Source organism: Bacillus sp. FSL K6-3458, assembly GCF_038005045.1.
In the GTDB taxonomy this organism is placed as follows: Bacteria; Bacillota; Bacilli; order Bacillales; family Bacillaceae; genus Bacillus; species Bacillus altitudinis.
The window spans coordinates 1376063-1394304 of sequence record NZ_JBBOSI010000001.1 but is presented as its reverse complement, the minus strand read 5'-3'; the positions used below and the strand labels follow the sequence as shown (position 1 = coordinate 1394304).

Annotated in this window: 14 protein-coding genes; 1 reads left to right on the top strand and 13 read right to left on the bottom strand. The window is 41.4% G+C overall.

The window, feature by feature from the left end; all coding sequences use genetic code 11:
- Nucleotides 1-25: 25 nt before the first annotated feature.
- The 7 genes from polA to MHH23_RS07235 form a co-directional block, all read right to left on the bottom strand.
- Nucleotides 26-2665, bottom strand: coding sequence for a DNA polymerase I (gene polA, locus MHH23_RS07265; RefSeq protein ID WP_072367445.1), 2640 nt, complete (start codon nt 2663-2665; stop codon nt 26-28).
- Between the two features lie 254 nt (nt 2666-2919).
- Nucleotides 2920-4662 (bottom strand): two-component system histidine kinase PnpS, encoded by a 1743-nt coding sequence (gene pnpS, locus MHH23_RS07260; protein WP_017358268.1) that lies wholly within the window; start codon nt 4660-4662, stop codon nt 2920-2922.
- A complete protein-coding gene (locus MHH23_RS07255; RefSeq protein WP_340959164.1) occupies nt 4655-5383 on the bottom strand; it encodes a response regulator transcription factor in 729 nt (242 codons plus the stop codon). Before MHH23_RS07255 ends, pnpS begins: the two co-directional genes overlap by 8 nt.
- A gap of 187 nt (nt 5384-5570) precedes the next feature.
- Nucleotides 5571-6509, bottom strand: coding sequence for a malate dehydrogenase (mdh, locus tag MHH23_RS07250; protein ID WP_007501693.1), 939 nt, complete (start codon nt 6507-6509; stop codon nt 5571-5573).
- Nucleotides 6510-6543: 34 nt separating this feature from the next.
- Complete coding sequence (icd, locus tag MHH23_RS07245; protein WP_024424789.1) at nt 6544-7815, bottom strand: NADP-dependent isocitrate dehydrogenase; 1272 nt, start codon at nt 7813-7815, stop codon at nt 6544-6546.
- Between the two features lie 146 nt (nt 7816-7961).
- A complete protein-coding gene (gene citZ / locus MHH23_RS07240; protein WP_008346063.1) occupies nt 7962-9080 on the bottom strand; it encodes a citrate synthase in 1119 nt (372 codons plus the stop codon).
- Between the two features lie 375 nt (nt 9081-9455).
- A complete protein-coding gene (locus tag MHH23_RS07235; RefSeq protein ID WP_007501699.1) occupies nt 9456-9920 on the bottom strand; it encodes a DUF441 domain-containing protein in 465 nt (154 codons plus the stop codon).
- 100 nt (nt 9921-10020) lie between these two features.
- On the opposite strand from MHH23_RS07235, the gene ytvI reads away from it, so the two are divergent.
- Entirely contained in the window at nt 10021-11139 is a 1119-nt protein-coding gene (gene ytvI / locus MHH23_RS07230; protein WP_340959163.1) for a sporulation integral membrane protein YtvI, read from the top strand.
- A 24-nt stretch (nt 11140-11163) separates the two neighbouring features.
- Here ytvI and MHH23_RS07225 read toward each other — a convergent pair whose 3' ends face one another.
- The 6 genes from MHH23_RS07225 to MHH23_RS07200 form a co-directional block, all read right to left on the bottom strand.
- Nucleotides 11164-11553 carry an FxsA family protein gene (locus MHH23_RS07225; protein WP_007501703.1) on the bottom strand — a complete coding sequence of 130 codons (390 nt, stop codon included), beginning with the start codon at nt 11551-11553 and terminating at the stop codon, nt 11164-11166.
- 99 nt (nt 11554-11652) lie between these two features.
- A complete protein-coding gene (gene pyk, locus MHH23_RS07220; protein WP_024718661.1) occupies nt 11653-13413 on the bottom strand; it encodes a pyruvate kinase in 1761 nt (586 codons plus the stop codon).
- A 27-nt stretch (nt 13414-13440) separates the two neighbouring features.
- Nucleotides 13441-14400 (bottom strand): 6-phosphofructokinase, encoded by a 960-nt coding sequence (pfkA, locus tag MHH23_RS07215; protein WP_017358271.1) that lies wholly within the window; start codon nt 14398-14400, stop codon nt 13441-13443.
- A gap of 338 nt (nt 14401-14738) precedes the next feature.
- Nucleotides 14739-15716, bottom strand: coding sequence for an acetyl-CoA carboxylase carboxyl transferase subunit alpha (gene accA, locus MHH23_RS07210; protein ID WP_008346075.1), 978 nt, complete (start codon nt 15714-15716; stop codon nt 14739-14741).
- The gene (gene accD / locus MHH23_RS07205) at nt 15701-16576 is read right to left on the bottom strand and encodes an acetyl-CoA carboxylase, carboxyltransferase subunit beta (RefSeq protein ID WP_008346077.1); all 876 of its coding nucleotides are present in this window, start codon (nt 16574-16576) and stop codon (nt 15701-15703) included. The genes accA and accD overlap by 16 nt, the downstream gene beginning before the upstream one ends.
- 305 nt (nt 16577-16881) lie before the next feature.
- Nucleotides 16882-18114: an NAD(P)-dependent malic enzyme gene (locus tag MHH23_RS07200; protein WP_007501712.1), complete on the bottom strand. Its 1233-nt coding sequence runs from the start codon at nt 18112-18114 to the stop codon at nt 16882-16884.
- Nucleotides 18115-18242: the final 128 nt, after the last annotated feature.

Here is an 18242-nt window from a genome sequence, read left to right as displayed (position 1 = left end):
GCTCCTCGCTCCTTTTTCTCTCTCTTTATTTTGCGTCGTACCAAGATGGGCCTGAAGCGAAATCGACTTTTAGCGGCACATCGAGCTGAAGTGCGCTTTCCATGACTTCAGGGACGATTTTTTCTAATATGGCGATTTCTTCTTTTGGCGCTTCAAAGATCAGTTCATCGTGCACTTGCAATAACAGATTTGCCTGCAGATTCTCTTCTTTTAACTTTCGTGCCATATCAATCATCGCTTTTTTGATGATATCGGCGGCACTGCCTTGGATCGGTGTGTTCATTGCCGTTCTTTCCGCAAAGCTTTTCACATTAAAATTACGGCTTGTGATATCTGGGATATATCGTCTGCGTTTAAGAAGCGTGGTCACATATCCTTTTTGTTTTGCTTCCTGCACGATGTCCTCCATATAGGTTTTCACGCCTTTAAAGCTTGTTAAATAACGTTCAATGAAGGCCGCTGCTTCTTTTCTTGTAATCCCAAGGTTTTGAGACAGTCCATAATCACTAATTCCATATACGATTCCGAAGTTGACAGCTTTGGCCTGTCTTCTCATAGAGGAAGTCACTTCTTCTTCTGAGACATGGAACACATCCATGGCAGTCTTCGTGTGAATATCCATATCTTGCGTAAAGGCTTCAATCAAGTTCTCATCTTGAGAAATGTGCGCAAGGACACGCAGCTCAATTTGAGAATAGTCAGCTGCAAACATGAGCCAGCCTTCTTTTGACGGAACGAACGCTTGACGAATTTTTCGGCCTTCTTCTAAACGAATCGGGATGTTTTGAAGGTTTGGGTCTGTTGAGCTTAGTCTTCCTGTTTGTGTAAGTGCCTGATTAAATCTTGTGTGCACTTTATGCGTATCTTTGCGCGTCACTTTCATTAAGCCTTCCACATAAGTGGATTGCAGCTTTCCTATTTGACGGTAATGCAGAATGGACCGAATAATTTCGTGCTTGTCTTCAAGCTTTTCAAGGACATCCGCAGACGTAGAGTAGCCTGTTTTGGTCTTTTTGATAACCGGTAGTCCTAATTTTTCAAATAAAATCACACCAAGTTGCTTCGGTGAATTGATGTTAAATGTTTCTCCTGCTAACCGATGAATGGTTTCTTCATATTCCTTCAGCTTCTTCGTGAGTTCTTCACCCATTTTCTGCAGACGTTCAACATCCACTTTTACCCCAAGAGATTCCATTTCACCTAAGATGAGGGCAAGTGGCAACTCTAAATCTTCATACAGCTCATGCTGATCATTTTTTTCTAACGCTTCAAGGGTCAAATCATGCAGCGCAGAGATCGCTGCTGCTTTTCTTCCAAGATGGTCTTTTAGCTCTTCTTCAGGTGGAATCGCCTGTTTCGCTCCTTTTCCGTAAACTTTTTCATCGGAAAGGGCTATGTTCAGGCCATATTCCTTCGCCACACTTGCAACGTCCTCATAGGATTTCTGCGGATTGACCACATAGGAAGCGAGCAGGACGTCGTTATCGACACCTTTTAGATCAACATCATGCCATCTAAGGGCAACAACCGCTCTTTTGGAATCAAAGACCCATTTCTTCTTCGTTTCATCCTGTACCCATTGTTTAAACGCTTCAGATTGCAGAGCATCTTCTTTTGTCATAAAAAATGCACCGTTCTCATTATGGATCGCAAACCCTATCAAATCGGCTTCGTGATAATTGTCTCCTAGCTGTTCTACCACAAGTGCAGCGTGATCTGTCAGCATGTCCTCCGTGACATCTGTCATTTTCTTCACGTCTAGTTCGTCTATTTCTACTGGTTCATCTGATTCTGGCGCTTCTCCTAAACGCTCTAGCAGCGTTTGAAAGCCCAGTTCTTTATAAAGAGAGATGACCTGCTCCATGTGAGGACCTTCATAGGCGAGCTCTTTGCTTGACACATCTATTGGTGCTTCTACGAGAATCGTCGCCAGCTTTTTACTCATCACCGCTTGTTCTTTATATTCTTCAAGCTTTTCTTTTAGCTTTTTCCCGCTGACTTCGTCAATATGATCAAGCAGATTTTCAAGGCTTTCAAACTGCTTTAGTAATTTGATCGCTGTTTTTTCACCGACACCAGGCACGCCAGGGATATTGTCTGATGAGTCTCCCATCAGCCCTTTCATGTCGATGATTTGATCTGGTCTGAGGCCGTATTTCTCTTCAATATGGGCCGGTGTGTAATATTCTACTTCTGTGATGCCTTTTTTCGTAATGGCTACTGTTGTATGATCTGTTGAAAGCTGCGTTAAGTCTTTATCTCCTGAGAAGATTTTGACCTCAAAGCCGTCCTTTTCTGCCTCTACAGCCAGTGTGCCGATAATGTCATCCGCCTCGTATTGCGGAAGCTCGTACCTTTTCACTTGATAAGCATCTAATAGCTCACGGATGAACGGCATTTGTTCTGATAGTTCTGGCGGAGTTTTTTGTCTTCCGCCTTTATATTCCTTAAAGGTCTCGTGACGGAAGGTGGTTTTACCCGCATCAAATGCTACGAGCATATGAGTCGGCTTCTCGTCTTCCAGCATCTTCATTAAGATCATCGCAAAGCCATAAATGGCATTTGTATGTACGCCTTTATCATTGGATAATAGCGGCAAAGCAAAAAAGGCTCGATAAGCGAGACTGTTTCCATCCACAAGTACTAATTTCTTTTGATCTGTCATCTTTTAATCCTCCATCGACTGAGCCGGCTCAGCCGGCTCTTTCGCACATTGTATGTTCATTTTATCAAAGTTTATTTTGAAAAGAAAATAGACAAGCCTGCATAAAAAATGGACGAAAACAACAAGTGTTTTCGTCCTTCCAAAATTGGCTCCTTGGATGAAGGGGTTCCTATTCATCCTACCAATGATTGATTAACAAAACATGAATTCATTGTAAAGATCATGTAAATTTTAACGCCACTTTCCATTCTTCTCTATTTTGACTTTAAACTCACGGTAAACGTCGTCCCTTTGCCTTGTTTGCTATGAACAGAAATCGTTCCTTCATGTGCTTCGACAAGGTGTTTGACAATGGCAAGACCAAGTCCTGTACCGCCTGAGTTTCTACTTCTATCTTTATCAATTCGATAAAACCTCTCGAATATTCTTGGAATCTCACTCTTTTTCATACCGATCCCTGTATCTGCTACATCAAATTCATAGCTGTCTTTCCTCTGTCTTGCTGTGATCGTAACACTTCCTCCCTCTGGTGTATAGGTGAGGGCATTATTGATCAGGTTGAGGAAAATTTGTTTTAATCTCAGCGGATCTGCCATGACATAGACCGGCTCTTTCGGGACACGCACTTGTAGGTCAATGCCTTTTTCAGCAGCCTTTTGTTTTAGCAGTACTTCAATCTCTTGAATGATTTCTGTCGCATTGGCTTCTTGAATATTCAGCTTAAAATGCTGCTGTTCAATTTTCGAGAGATCAAGTAAGTCTTGGATGAGCGTTTCTAAACGAATACTCTCTTTTAGGATGATGGACAAAAATTGTGTCAGCGCTTCTTTATCGTCAATGGCACCATCCAGAAGTGTTTCAGAAAAGCCTTTAATTGACGTGATCGGTGTCTTTAATTCATGTGACACGTTAGCGACAAAGTCTTTTCGCATCTGTTCTAGCTGCTTTGTTTCTGTCACATCATGAAAGACAAGAACAATCCCTTTCCATTCATCGTCTGTACTTAAGATCGGGACACCATCGACTTGGAAATAACGGCGCTCGATGTCAACAGCGAGACGTAAAAACTTTCGGACCTTGGTTTCTGTCATGAAAATTTCGTCTATTAACTCAATAATCTCTTCATGGGTAAAGGCTTCATGATACAGCTTGTGCATATAAATATGTTTTTGCACTTTGAATTGCTTGCGGAATGTTCGATTGACTAAGTGGATATAGCCCATTTTATCAATCAAAATAATCCCCGCTCCAATGTTTTCAATGACTGTTTGCAGACGATCTCGCTGCATTTCGCCAGCGCTTGTCATGTCTTGAAGACTTTCTGCCAGACGCTTCATTGATGTATTGAGTTCACTTGTTTCAATGATCAGCTCTTCATAGTTATTTGTATCATAGTTCCCTCGTTCAAGCTGTTTGGCCACCTTTGTGGCATAATCAATCGGCTTTACATACTTCATCGACATGCGATAGCCAAAGAAGACGATGATAATGATGGCTGAACCAAGACAAAAGGCTAATGCAAGCCAGAGCTGACCATCAATCTCATTCAAAGGCTGGAATGAAGCATGAAGAAATAAATATCCCGCCGGTTCGTTTTGTTTCATCATTGGGACTGCATAATGAAACAGCGCATCCTTCTCATCCTCAATGAACGTTCCTTTTGTTTGGAGCTGCTCACTTTTCAGTGTGTTTAAAATGACAGCCCTTTGTTCTGCTTGACCCGTTGTATGTATGATATTCCCCTTCACGTCCACAATCGACGCATTCATATCGAGATGCTGCTTTGCTTGATTGAGAATCTTCTTGTTTTGCTCCGCATTCAAATCTTCAACATTCATAGAAGAAAGGAGAAAACTCGATTCCTTTTCCATTCGTTCGGTTAATTTTGTTTCATAGAAAATATGAAACATATGATCCAAGAAAAGACCAAGCGCAACAAACACAATAAACAAGAGAAAAATGAGCCCAGAAAAAAGGCGGGTTCTCACTTTACTCATTTGGCTTTGGCTCCTCCAATTTGTAGCCTAAGCCTCGAATGGTTTTAATATATGTTGGTTTTTTCGTGTTCTTTTCAATTTTGTCCCGCAAGTGGCTGATATGCACATCCACAATACGAGTATCACCTGCAAAGTCATAATTCCAAACCGCACTTAACAATAGATCACGCGTAAGGACACGGCCTTTATGCTTAGCCAAATAAAGAAGCAGTTCAAATTCCTTTGGCGTGAGCTCTAGACGTTCTTCTTGGAAATAGACTTCGTAATGTTCAGGTAAAATGCGCAGGTCTCCAATTTTGATTTGGTCTGCAATGGTCTCTTCCTTCTCTTCTTGCACGGGAGCCGGCTGAGATTGCTGTGCTCTTCTCAAAATGGCTTTTACCCGAGCACCCACTTCTCTAGGACTGAAAGGTTTTGTCATGTAATCATCGGCTCCAAGTTCAAGACCGAGCACCTTATCAAATTCATCGTCCTTTGCTGTCAGCATTAAAATAGGGAACATCATTTTTTGAATTCTCAGTTGTTTGCACACTTCAATGCCGTCCATTTTCGGAAGCATTAAATCAAGCACAATCAGATCAGGCTGTTCACTTGCTGCTTTTTCAAGCGCTTCTTCTCCGTCTCTTGCTGTGACGACATCGTAGCCCGCCCTTTCAAGGTTATAGCTTAGAAGTGTTACAATTGATTCTTCATCATCCACAACTAATATTTTTTTATTCATGTTGTGCCTCCAATTAGTGATTTCCCCTGCATCCGGTTTTTTGTATCTTATGTGAAAAGCGAGAAGTCATGCTTTCTCTTTCATTTTAACGAAAGCTTAACAAGAGAACAATTTAAAATTTCGACAAGATTGGCTTTGTAAACAAAAAGAAGACTCCTCATACGAGAAGCCTTCTTTTTTATTCATATTAAGACAATACTTTCATGACGTTCTTTACAGATTCAACAGAACGGTCAAGCTGACTTCTTTCTTCTTCTGTCAGCTCAAGCTCGATGATCTGCTCAAGGCCGTTTCCACCTACGATTGTTGGAACTCCAAGGTAAATGCCTTCGTAGCCATATTCACCTTCAAGGTATGCAATCGTCGGCATGACGCGGCGTTGATCTTTTAAGATCGCCTCAACCATTTCAACGAGTGAAGCAGCAGGTGCATAATACGCACTACCGTTACCTAATAGGTTGACGATTTCACCGCCACCTTTTCTTGTTCTTTCAACAATTGCATCAATTCGCTCTTTAGGAATTAATGTTTCCAGCGGGATACCGCCTGCGTAAGAGTAACGTACAAGAGGAACCATGTCGTCCCCATGTCCGCCAAGAACAAAGCCCGTCACATCTTTCACAGATAGGTTTAATTCTTGAGCAACGAACGTACGGAAACGTGCTGTATCAAGAATTCCTGATTGTCCGATGACTTTTTCTTTTGGTAATCCTGATTCTTTATAAACTGCATATGTCATTGCATCAACAGGGTTTGTTAACACAACAATGATCGCTTCTGGAGAATATTTAACGATTTCACGTGTCACACTGCGCATGATTTTTTCATTTGTTGACACGAGGTCGTCACGGCTCATTCCCGGCTTTCTTGCAATTCCTGCCGTAATGACCACGACATCAGAACCGGCTGTATCTTCGTAGTTAGAAGTTCCTGTAATATTCGCATCGAAGCCTTGAACAGGGCTTGCTTCCAGCATGTCAAGTGCTTTCCCTTTTGTCGGGTTCTCAAGCTGAGGGATATCCACTAATACGACATCCGCTAATTCTTTTTGAGCTGTTAGAAATGCTGTAGTTGCTCCAGTAAAGCCTGCTCCGATGACAGATACTTTTTTACGCTTGTTTGCCATTTCCTTTTTCCCCTTTAACTTTAAAGTTTAAGAATCAAGACAAGTTTTTGATGAGCTCGTCAGCAAACTCAGAACATTTCACTTCTGTTGCACCGTCCATTAATCTAGCAAAATCGTACGTGACGACTTTAGATGCAATTGTTTTTTCAACAGATTGAATCACTAGATCAGCAGCTTCTTGCCATCCAAGGTGCTCAAGTAAAAGCACGCCTGATAGAAGAACAGAAGATGGATTCACTTTATCAAGACCAGCGTATTTCGGTGCTGTTCCGTGAGTCGCTTCAAAAATAGCGTGTCCTGTTTCGTAGTTGATATTTGCACCAGGTGCGATACCAATTCCACCAACTTGTGCTGCAAGTGCATCAGAGATGTAGTCTCCGTTTAAGTTCATTGTTGCGACAACATCGAACTCAGCTGGACGAGTTAAAATTTGTTGAAGGAAAATATCTGCAATGCTGTCTTTGACAATGATTTTGCCAGCAGCTTCTGCTTCACTTTGCGCTTTGTTTGCCGCATCTTTTCCATCTTGTTCTACAATACGATCATATTGTGCCCATGTAAAGACTTTGTCGCCAAACTCTTTTTCAGCCACTTCGTAGCCCCAGTTTTTGAAGGCTCCTTCTGTAAATTTCATGATGTTTCCTTTGTGAACAAGTGTCACAGATTTACGGCCTTGGTCAATCGCATATTGGATCGCTGCTCTGACAAGACGAGATGTTCCTTCTTCAGAAACTGGTTTGATTCCGATACCTGATGTTTCTGGGAAACGGATTTTATTCACACCTAATTCGTTTTTCAAGAAGTCGATTAACTTCTTCACTTCGTCTGATCCTTTTGCATACTCGATTCCTGCATAGATATCTTCAGTGTTTTCACGGAAGATGACCATGTCTGTGTCTTCTGGACGTTTCACAGGAGATGGTACACCTTTGAACCAGCGAACTGGACGTAAGCATGTGAATAAATCAAGCTCTTGTCTTAGTGCCACGTTCAATGAACGGATTCCTCCGCCAATTGGTGTTGTCAGTGGTCCTTTGATCGCGATTAAATATTCACGAATGTCTTCAAGTGTTTGCTCTGGAAGCCACTCGCCAGTTTTATTGTAAGCTTTTTCACCTGCATATACTTCTTTCCAAGTGATTTGCTTTTCACCTTTATATGCTTTTTCTACAGCTGCTTCAAGAACTCTTGATGCTGCTTTCCAAATGTCAGGGCCGATTCCGTCCCCTTCGATAAACGGGATAATTGGATTATTTGGTACATTCAATACGCCGCCAGTAACTGTAATTTTTTCGCCTTGTGACAATGATATTACCTCCCAGGTTATGTAGTGAATATTTGAAACTTCCAAGCTTGATGTCTGCAAGCCAAGAAGTTTTTCACGTGATTCGTTTTTTGTTGATATGGAGGCTGATTGGTTTAGATGGATCAGCCTCCGCTATTCTATAAACATTAGTCTCTTTCACTGATCGGAACAAACGTTTGAAGATCAGGTCCAATATAGTCAGCTCTTGGACGGATCAGACGGTTGTTGTCATATTGCTCTAAAATGTGAGCAATCCATCCAGAGAATCGGCTGATCACGAAAATTGGTGTAAACAAGTCATGATCAATCCCAAGACTGTGATAGACAGAAGCAGAATAAAAATCAACATTTGGTGGAAGATTTTTCTCTGATGTCACGATTTCCTCTGCGCGTACAGACATTTCATACCATTTTGGCTCGCCTGTGAGATTTGTTAAGCGCTGGCTCATTTCTTTTAAATGTTTTGCACGCGGGTCACCTTGGCGGTAAACGCGGTGGCCAAAGCCCATAATTTTCTCTTTCTTCTCTAGCTTACCATGAATATAGGAATCTACGTTTTCAACTTCGCCAATTTCTGAGAGCATCTTCATTACGCCTTCATTCGCGCCGCCATGAAGTGGTCCTTTCAATGCGCCGATAGCCGCTGTTACACCAGAGTAGATATCTGATAGTGTAGCAACACATACGCGTGCTGTAAATGTCGATGCGTTTAATTCGTGATCCGCATGTAGAATGAGCGCTTTATCAATCGCTTCAATTTCTACTGGTGAAGGCTCTTCGCCGTTTAGCATATATAAGAAGTTTGCAGCATAGCTGTATTCTTCTTTTGGCTGTACAGGCTCAAGTCCCTTTCGAATACGTGAGAATGCAGCGACAAGTCCAGAAATTTTCGCTTGTAAGCGAATAGCTTTTCTGTAATTCGCTTCTTTGTCCATAATCTCTGATTCGTCATCAAGTAAACCTAATAAGGATACCGCTGTACGAATCGCAGACATTGGATGAACCCCATCCAGCGAATAAGATTTAAAGTGCTCAATGATCTCTTGCGGAATATGAGCATTTTCATTGAGCTGCTGCTTTAACTCGCTTAGCTCCTGCTCATTCGGCAGCTTTAAGTGCCATAACAGGTAGACAATTTCTTCGAAAGTCGCTTTTTCAGTTAAATCATCGATATTGTACCCTACATAAGTAAGAGTATCATCAATAATTGAGCTTACGGATGAAGTTGTTGCCACGATACCTTCAAGACCTCTTGTTGCTGTCATGTTCAATCTCCCCTTTTTAAAAAGATTCCCCTTCGTTGCAAAATTCTCGCTTTTTGAAAGCGCTATCCAACCAAAATAGGCTGGCAGGTTTAGAAAAGAAAATGCTTACATTTACCTATACGGTTAGAGCGCTTTTAGCCTCATATCTCGTGTTTGATCAATGAGTTCAAAATTAAGCCTATTCCCATTATAAACAATAATCAGACATTTGTTAAATGTTTAACTATAATTTTTTTTGATATTTTTTTTTCCAGCCTTCCGGTTCGGGCATGGAATAAAGGGATTTTGCTTCTTTTAATATATTTAATTATGTTTTTTTGCAAAAGCTCACGCCAGAAAAAAAATCAAAAGAAAGTGGCATGAACCACTCTCTTTTTAACCGCTGAAAAATTTCACTGCTTGCATCGCTAAATAGGCAATTCCAGCACCAATCAGCGGGCCAACAGCCACACCTTTGAATAAGCTGACTGCCAAAATCGTACCGAATACAAGTGCTGCTGTGATATGCGGATCGTTTTCGAGTAGCACAATGCCGTTTTTTGCAATTAATGCTACTAATATACCCGCTCCAAGAGCTATCCAAGCATAGGAAGATTTCATCGCTTCTCCAAGTTGTTTAAATCCAATGTCCCCTGTTGCGATCGGTACAAGCACAGCGATCGTGATGACCGTCACACCCCAATTGATACCTTTTGATTGCAGAACCGGGAATATTTTTTGATCCAGGCCAATCAGCTTAATGGCAATCAGCACAGAGACCGCTAAAATTAACGAATTGTTTTTTGCAATAAGTGCAATAACGAGTAAAAGAACCAAAAACAAATTTGCTTGAGTAAACATACGCCGCTCCTTTCTTTCTTTTTATTGCGACCTTTTCATATTACTAATCTTTTTGAATAAAATGAAGTATCGGACATGCTTGTTTTTTGGAGGGGATTGTGTGAATCACACTTATGTGGGCATTTTTTTGCGAAGTTTGATGATTTTCAGCATCGCCGTTTGTGCGGTTGTTTTTTTATATCAGTCTTTTCCGTTTTTATATCCATTTTGGATTGCATTTGCCGTGTCGTGTTTGATTCATCCAGCCGTATGCAAAATTGAAAACATGACCGGGATGCCAAGAGGTTTTGTTGTCATCATTGTGTTATTACTCTTTTTAGTGGCAGCAGCTGGATTCATGACACTTTTAGTGGCGGAAATCATTTCAGGAAGTGCTTATTTAGCAAAGGTCCTGCCAGGTCATCTTGATCAACTGATTGGGATCGTGGAACGTTTTTTCACAGATCAGATTTTGCCTTTATATCATGATTTGACTGCTCAATTTAATACACTTCAAGCAGGTCAAAAGGAATCGATTTTAGGACAAATCCAAGCACTTGGTGACGAAGCAGCGGCAAAAATCGGGACTTTCCTTTCAAAAACTCTTGAATTCATTCCAGCTTTTTTAGGTCTTTTGCCTGATGCAGCAGCGACGCTTTTATTTTCCGCACTAGCGACTTTTTTTATCACAAAAGATTGGTTTACGTTAAAAAAATATGGTTCTCGTATCTTTCCCGCCAAATGGATGCTTCATACACGTGCCATTTTATCTGAAATCAAAAAAGCCATTTCTGGCTTTATGAAAGCCCAGCTTCTCCTTGTTGCCATGACCATTGGGATCGTGCTGATTGGACTTTTCATCTTAAAGGTCGAGCATGCGATTGTGATCGCTCTATGTATTGGTCTAGTTGATTTACTTCCTTACATCGGGAGTGGCACGGTTTTTCTTCCATGGATCATTTACTCCGCCATGACAGGAAATCTTTCACTCGCCATTGGACTGGGCATTTTGTATATTGTGGTGCTCATTCAAAGACAAGTATCAGAGCCAAAAGTCTTAAGTAAATCAATCGGTCTTAATCCTTTAGCAACACTTGTGGCATTGTTTGTCGGGTTAAAATGCTTTGGTTTTCTTGGACTTGCACTCGGTCCCGCTTCTCTTGTCGTTTGGCAGGCGTTTCGTAATGCAGGGGTTTTCAGAGACCTTTATCAGTACATTCGGTATGGTGCGCAAAAGTAAAAGAGACCTGATGCGAAGGTCTCTTTAGCGTATAATCGTATAGCGTTTGCGATTGGACATATTTCTAAGCCAGCGCTCAAAGAGCGGTTTGATCCGTTTTCTTGTCATGGGAATGAGCAGCACAGCCCCAATCAGATCAGAAAGGAATCCAGGTATGAGCAGCAGCAAACCACCGATCAGAATGCAGAAGCCATCGACAATGGTGGCCCCTGGCATTTTGCCATACTGTAAATCTCGCTGCACTTTCTGAAATGCTTCTATTCCTTGTTTCCTTGCAAAGTAAGCACCTAATGCGCTTGTTAGCACAATGACTAGCATCGTTGGTAAAATACCAATGATGTTACTTGAGATTAAAAATAAACTAATTTCCACTGCCGGGAACAGAATCAATAATAGTAGAAAATATTTTTTCAACCATATCACCTCATGGGGTCTCTTTCATCGAAAGCTGTTTACTTTTTTTAGTGTAACATAAAAAAAGAGAGGAGTCAGATAACTCCCCTCGTGTGTGATTTAAAGGACGCTTGCACGGCCTTTGTAGATCGCTCCGCGTGCTGGATCTACTGTAATCTCTTCGCCTTCTTTTAGAAGTGTTGTGGCACTGTCGAGGCCAACAATCACTGGAATGCCAAGGCTAAGCCCAACAACTGCTGCATGGCTTGTTAAACCGCCTTCTTCCGTGATAAGGGCAGACGCTTTTTCTAAAGCACCCATCATGTCACGATCTGTGCAGTTTGCGACAAGAATCGCACCATCGTACATTTTTTCCTCTGCTTCTTTTCCGCTTTGTGCAATAACAACCGGTCCAAATGCAGATTTGCGGCCAATTCCTTGACCCTTCGCAATAATGTCACCGACAACATACACTTTCATTAAGTTCGTTGTACCAGCTTCTCCAACCGGCACACCAGCTGTAATGACGATCAAGTCGCCATGTCTTACATAGCCAGATTCAATAGATTTTTCTACTGCATTCTCTAGCATTTCATCAGTAGATGACGTATTTGATCCACTCTTCGCAAATACACCGAATACGAGAGATAGCTTTCTTGCTACTGATTCGTTTGCTGTGACTGCAACGATTGGTGCTTTAGGTCTATATTTTGAAATCATTCTTGCTGTATGACCACTCTCAGTAGGTGTCACAATCGCTGCCACATCAAGCTTCATAGCTGTGTGTGCAACAGATTGACCGATTGCATCTGTAATGCTGACCTCTACTTCTTCGCTTCTGCGAGAAAGGATTGCTTTATAGTTAAGTGCTTCCTCTGAACGTGAGGCAATGTTGTGCATCGTTTGCACAGCTTCAACTGGATATGTTCCTGCTGCTGTTTCACCAGATAGCATGATCGCATCTGTACCGTCAAAAATAGCATTTGCCACGTCACTTGCTTCCGCACGTGTTGGACGCGGGTTACGCTGCATGCTATCCAGCATTTGAGTTGCTGTGATGACAGGCTTGCCTAAACGGTTGCATTTTTTGATCAGCATTTTTTGAACAAGTGGTACTTCTTCTGCCGGAATCTCTACACCAAGATCTCCACGCGCAACCATCAGTCCATCTGATACCTCAAGGATTTCATCGATGTTATCAACGCCCTCTTGGTTTTCAATCTTCGGAATGATTTGAATGTCAGCTGCGTTGTTCTTTTCAAGTAGCTCACGAATTTCAAGAACATCAGAAGCTCGTCTCACAAAAGAAGCTGCGATGAAATCGACACCTTGTTCAATTCCAAACAGAATATCATTGGCATCCTTTTCTGTAATACCCGGCAAGTTCACACTCACACCTGGTACGTTGACACCTTTTTTGTTTTTCAGTGTACCTGTATTCATCACTTTTGTGACGATTTCTTTTCGGTCCTTATTTAATTCTTTTACTTCTAGACCAATCAGACCATCATCTAATAAAATGGTTGAGCCCACTTCTACATCATGAATTAAATCTTCGTACGTCACACTGATTTTTTCAGTGTTTCCCACAATGTCTTCCATACTCACGATAAGATCAGCACCAGCAACTAACTCAATTGAGCCGTTTTCAACTGTGCGTGTACGGATCTCTGGACCTTTTGTATCAAGAAGGATCGCAATGTCCTTGCCTAAAGTTTTACCTGCTTTGCGAATGTTTTCAATACGTGCACCATGCTCTTCAAAATCTCCATGAGAGAAGTTTAGTCTGGCTACATTCATTCCTGCTTCAATCAATTCAGTCAGCTTTTCAATGCTTTCACTTGCTGGACCGATTGTACAAACGATTTTTGTCTTTCTCATTACTGTTCCTCCTAAGGTCTTCTCGTTTTATATAGAGAGCTCTTGTGAAAGTCGGTACATATTTTGATCGACTGTATGCTTTTTATCTAAGATGTCTAAAATATCGTGATGAACGAGTTCGTTGCTTTGAATACCTACACAACGTCCGCCTCTTCCTTCAAGAAGAAGTTCTACTGCATACGCTCCTAGGCGACTTGCGAGCACTCGGTCAAACGCACTTGGAGAACCTCCACGTTGAATATGTCCTAAGACAGATACACGCGTTTCAAGGCTTGTCTCCTCTTCAATTCTCTTACCAAATTCGACACCGCTGCCTACGCCTTCTGCGACGATGATGATACTGTGCTTCTTGCCGCGCTCATGTCCTCTTCTCAATCTGGCAATAATTTCGTCCATGTCATAGTCTGCTTCAGGAATCAAAATCGATTCAGCTCCGCCTGCAAGACCTGACCAAAGGGCAATATCCCCAGCATGTCTTCCCATTACTTCCACTACGTATGTACGTTCATGAGATGTGGCTGTATCACGAATTTTATCAATGGCATCAATGACTGTATTTAGTGCTGTATCAAAGCCAATAGTGAAATCAGTACCAGGAATGTCATTGTCAATCGTGCCAGGGACACCTACACATGGAAAACCGAGCTCTGTTAATTTCTTCGCTCCCATGAATGAGCCATCTCCACCGATGACAACAAGTCCTTCAATACCGAATTTTTTTAAGTTCTCAATCCCTTTTTCACGACCTTCAACTGTCTTGAATTCAGGACATCTTGCCGTGTAAAGTTTTGTTCCTCCACGATGAATGATATCGCCTACTGAACCTATTTCGAGTTTCTCAATTTTACCGTTAATTAGACCTGAATATCCATTATAAATACCGTAAACTTCTACATTATGGTAAATTGCTTTCCTTACAACTGCGCGCACAGCTGCATTCATTCCTGGGGAATCCCCACCGCTCGTTAAAACTCCTATACGCTTCATCTTTTTCACCTCAGAGACCATATATGAATTAAACATACCATTTCCACTGCTTGAAAACAATCATGAGCAAAACCGGATGTTTTCAATACGAATTTCTAAAACCGTACTTATTATACAATTAAATAAAATGTTTTTAAACAAAAGTTAAGAAAGTCATGAAAGCACTTTGTTCAAAAAACAGTTGATTCAAGAGCTCTAAACCTTGTCAAATCAACGTTTTCAGACGTTTCAAATTTTATGAAAACAAAAGAAAATTATTTTCAAATAGCGCTTACATCAGATCGTTTTGATGAAAAAAGACGAAAAAATAAACGCCAGCCAAAAGGCTGTACGTTTATTTAGTTTACCCCAATATATTGATTTTCAATCGATACTTTGCCGATTGCTTTGTATTTTTGATATCTTTGTTCGACTAATTCTTCAGGCGATTGTTTGAGCAAAGATGTAAGTGACTGTTTTAATGTTTTTTCAATGTAGGCTGCTTGTTGTTTCACGTCTCGGTGTGCTCCACCTTGCACTTCTTTAATAACATCATCTATAATATCTAATTCTTTTAGGTCTGGAGCGGTAATTTTCATTGATTCTGCAGCTTTTTTCGCAAGTGATGAGTCCTTCCAGAGCAGTGCTGCTGCACCTTCAGGTGAAATCACTGAATATGTTGAGTTCTCTAGCATAAATAGGTGGTTTCCTACGCCTAAGCCTAGTGCTCCGCCACTTCCGCCTTCTCCAATGACAATACAGACAACCGGTACACGAAGTCCTGCCATTTCGAAAAGGTTTTTCGCAATTGCTTCACTTTGCCCGCGTTCTTCAGCTGCTTTACCAGGATAAGCTCCTTTTGTATCAATAAAGCAAATGATTGGACGATTAAATTTATCTGCTTGTTTCATCAAGCGCAATGCTTTACGGTAACCTTCTGGATGCGGCATCCCGAAATTACGGCGCAAGTTTTCTTTTGTGTCTTTTCCGCGCTGATGACCAATGACTGTGACAGGAAGTCCTTTAAACGTGGCAATTCCTCCAACGATGGCTTCATCGTCGCCATAAAAACGGTCACCGTGACATTCGAAAAAGTTATCAAACAGCTCTTGAATGTAATCGAGAGTTGTTGGGCGCATCGCATGACGAGCAATTTGTACTCTGTCCCACGGCTTTAAATTTGTATAAATGTCTGTTTCAAGCTTACTCAGACGCGTTTCAAGGCGCTCAATTTCCGCACTTAAATCCATCTCTGAGTTTTGTGTGAACTTTTTCAATTCATCAATTTTCGCTCGAAGTTCAATGACAGGTTTTTCAAATTCTAGTTCTCCAGCCACTCTCGTTCACCTCCTGTGCTGTGTAATGCTAAGATTTGGCCTAATGTTTCTTTCATTTCTGCACGGTGAATCACAGCATCTAGCTGACCATGCTTCATTAAAAATTCAGCCGTTTGGAAGTCCTCAGGTAGGTCTTCACGAATGGTTTGTTCAATGATTCTGCGACCAGCAAAACCAATTAATGCACCAGGCTCTGCAAAGTTGTAATCACCGAGAGATGCGAAACTAGCTGATACACCGCCAGTTGTCGGATTGGTCATCACAGAGATAATCAGACCTTGATCCTCGCTGAACAGCTTTAATGCTGAACTTGTTTTTGCCATCTGCATCAGACTAAGAATCCCCTCTTGCATTCTTGCTCCTCCAGATGCAGTGAAGATGATAAATGGCACCTTGTCCGCTTTTGCTTTCTCAATAGCTAATGTAATCTTTTCACCAACGACTGAGCCCATGCTGCCCATACGGAACGTGGCATCCATGACAGCAATGACAGCACTTTGACCTTTAATTTCACCTTTTCCTGTTACGATGGCTTCATTCAAAGATGTTTTTTCTCTGTCTTTCTGAAGCTTTTCTTCGTAGCCTGGGAAACCGAGCGGGTTCTCAGAAATGAGGTGACCGTTAAATTCTTCAAATGTGCCTTCGTCTACAAGGCTTTCAATACGTTGTTTTGCATTCATTTGCAAATGTCTGCCGCAATTCATGCAAACACGTAAATTTTTATCTAGTTCTTTGGTGAGCATTATTTTTTTACATTGCGGACATTTGGTCATGATGCCTTCAGGCACATCTTGACTTGCCTGTTCAGAGGGTACAGATGCATATTTTTTCTTTTTACTGAAAATATTCTTGATTGACAAATGACTACCTCCCTTTTTGAAGGGTTTTTTCTTTACACGCACATCCACTATTATAGGACATGTCATAACTGTACCGAAACTATTGTACTTTTTTTGTCAAACGCTGTCATCCTTCATTCAATTTTTTCAGTGGGGAATTGATGAGAAATGAGTATAGGTTTGGGGCGCTGAGTAGTTGGTATATGTGAATTGTGAACGTCTACAAAAAAATCTCATTTAGGATGAAAAAAATTTCGTGTAAGAGAGGAAATGGTGCACGTTTTTCCTCCAAATTCAGAAAGAACGTGCACACTTTTCCAATTCGATTACTCGCCGATAATCGTTAATTTTCTTGTTTTTTCTGCAACAGCTTCTGGGTCTACTTTGATTCTTGAAACGCCCGTTTCCATTGCTGCTTTTGCCACTGCTTTGGCTACCGCTGGCGCTACTCGTGCATCAAATGGTGCAGGGATAACGTATTCCGCTGACAATTCTTCATCTGATACAAGGGAAGCAATCGCTTCAACAGCTGCAATTTTCATTTCTTCGTTAATGTGTGTCGCACGTACATCAAGCGCTCCACGGAAAATACCAGGGAATGCAAGGACGTTGTTCACTTGGTTCGGGAAGTCAGAACGACCAGTTCCTACAACACTTGCACCTGCTGCATGTGCATCTTCTGGCATGATCTCTGGGTTTGGATTCGCCATTGCGAAGATGACAGGATCTTTTGCCATTTTTCCAACCATTTCTTTAGTTAAAGCACCTGCTACTGAAACGCCGATAAAGACATCTGCGCCTTCAATCACTTCTTCTAAAGAACCTTCTTTACGATCTTGGTTCGTGAATTTAGCTACTTCATTTTTCACTGCATTCATACCATTCGGACGGCCTTCATAAATAGCGCCTTTTGTATCACACATGATGATATCACGTACACCGAAATGATAAAGAAGTTTGATAATCGCAATTCCTGCTGCTCCAGCGCCGTTTGCAACCACTTTAATTGAAGACATTGATTTTCCAGACAGCTTCAGTGCATTCACAAGTCCTGCCACTGTTACAATCGCTGTCCCGTGCTGATCATCGTGGAAAACAGGAATGTTTGTCTCTTTTTTCAAACGCTCTTCAATGATAAAGCAGTTTGGTGCTGCAATATCTTCAAGGTTCACGCCGCCAAACGTCGGCTCAAGAAGCTTCACTGTTTCAACGATTTTGTCTACATCGTTTGTTGCAAGTGCGATTGGGAATGCATCAACACCTGCAAAGCTTTTGAATAAGACAGCTTTTCCTTCCATTACTGGAAGAGATGCTTCTGCCCCGATGTTTCCAAGCCCTAACACAGCACTTCCGTCTGTGACAACAGCGACCATATTGCCTTTCATTGTATAATCATACACTTTGCTTGTGTCGTCATAAATATCTTTACATGGCTCTGCCACACCTGGTGAGTAAGCCAAGCTCAAGTCTTTCGCATTTTTCACTTGTACCTTTGATTTTGATTCGAGTTTGCCTTGATTCTCTTTGTGCATATGTAATGCTTCTTCTCTTAATGACATGTGATGAACACTCCTTCAAGTGGAAAATGATTTAATGAATTGCTAAGTTGATAAGCACATACTTGGCAGTTTAAATACACAGAATCTTTAAAATGATAACACAATAGGTGAAATTGTAAAACATATTC

Coding starts and splice junctions, on each gene's coding strand:
- MHH23_RS07255 (WP_340959164.1), bottom strand. CDS start 5,383: ATGAATAAAAAAATATTAGTTGTGGATGATGAAGAATCAATTGTAACA.
- polA (WP_072367445.1), bottom strand. CDS start 2,665: ATGACAGATCAAAAGAAATTAGTACTTGTGGATGGAAACAGTCTCGCT.
- MHH23_RS07235 (WP_007501699.1), bottom strand. CDS start 9,920: ATGTTTACTCAAGCAAATTTGTTTTTGGTTCTTTTACTCGTTATTGCA.
- pnpS (WP_017358268.1), bottom strand. CDS start 4,662: ATGAGTAAAGTGAGAACCCGCCTTTTTTCTGGGCTCATTTTTCTCTTG.
- pyk (WP_024718661.1), bottom strand. CDS start 13,413: ATGAGAAAGACAAAAATCGTTTGTACAATCGGTCCAGCAAGTGAAAGC.
- citZ (WP_008346063.1), bottom strand. CDS start 9,080: ATGACAGCAACAAGAGGTCTTGAAGGTATCGTGGCAACAACTTCATCC.
- pfkA (WP_017358271.1), bottom strand. CDS start 14,400: ATGAAGCGTATAGGAGTTTTAACGAGCGGTGGGGATTCCCCAGGAATG.
- mdh (WP_007501693.1), bottom strand. CDS start 6,509: ATGGCAAACAAGCGTAAAAAAGTATCTGTCATCGGAGCAGGCTTTACT.
- MHH23_RS07200 (WP_007501712.1), bottom strand. CDS start 18,114: ATGTCATTAAGAGAAGAAGCATTACATATGCACAAAGAGAATCAAGGC.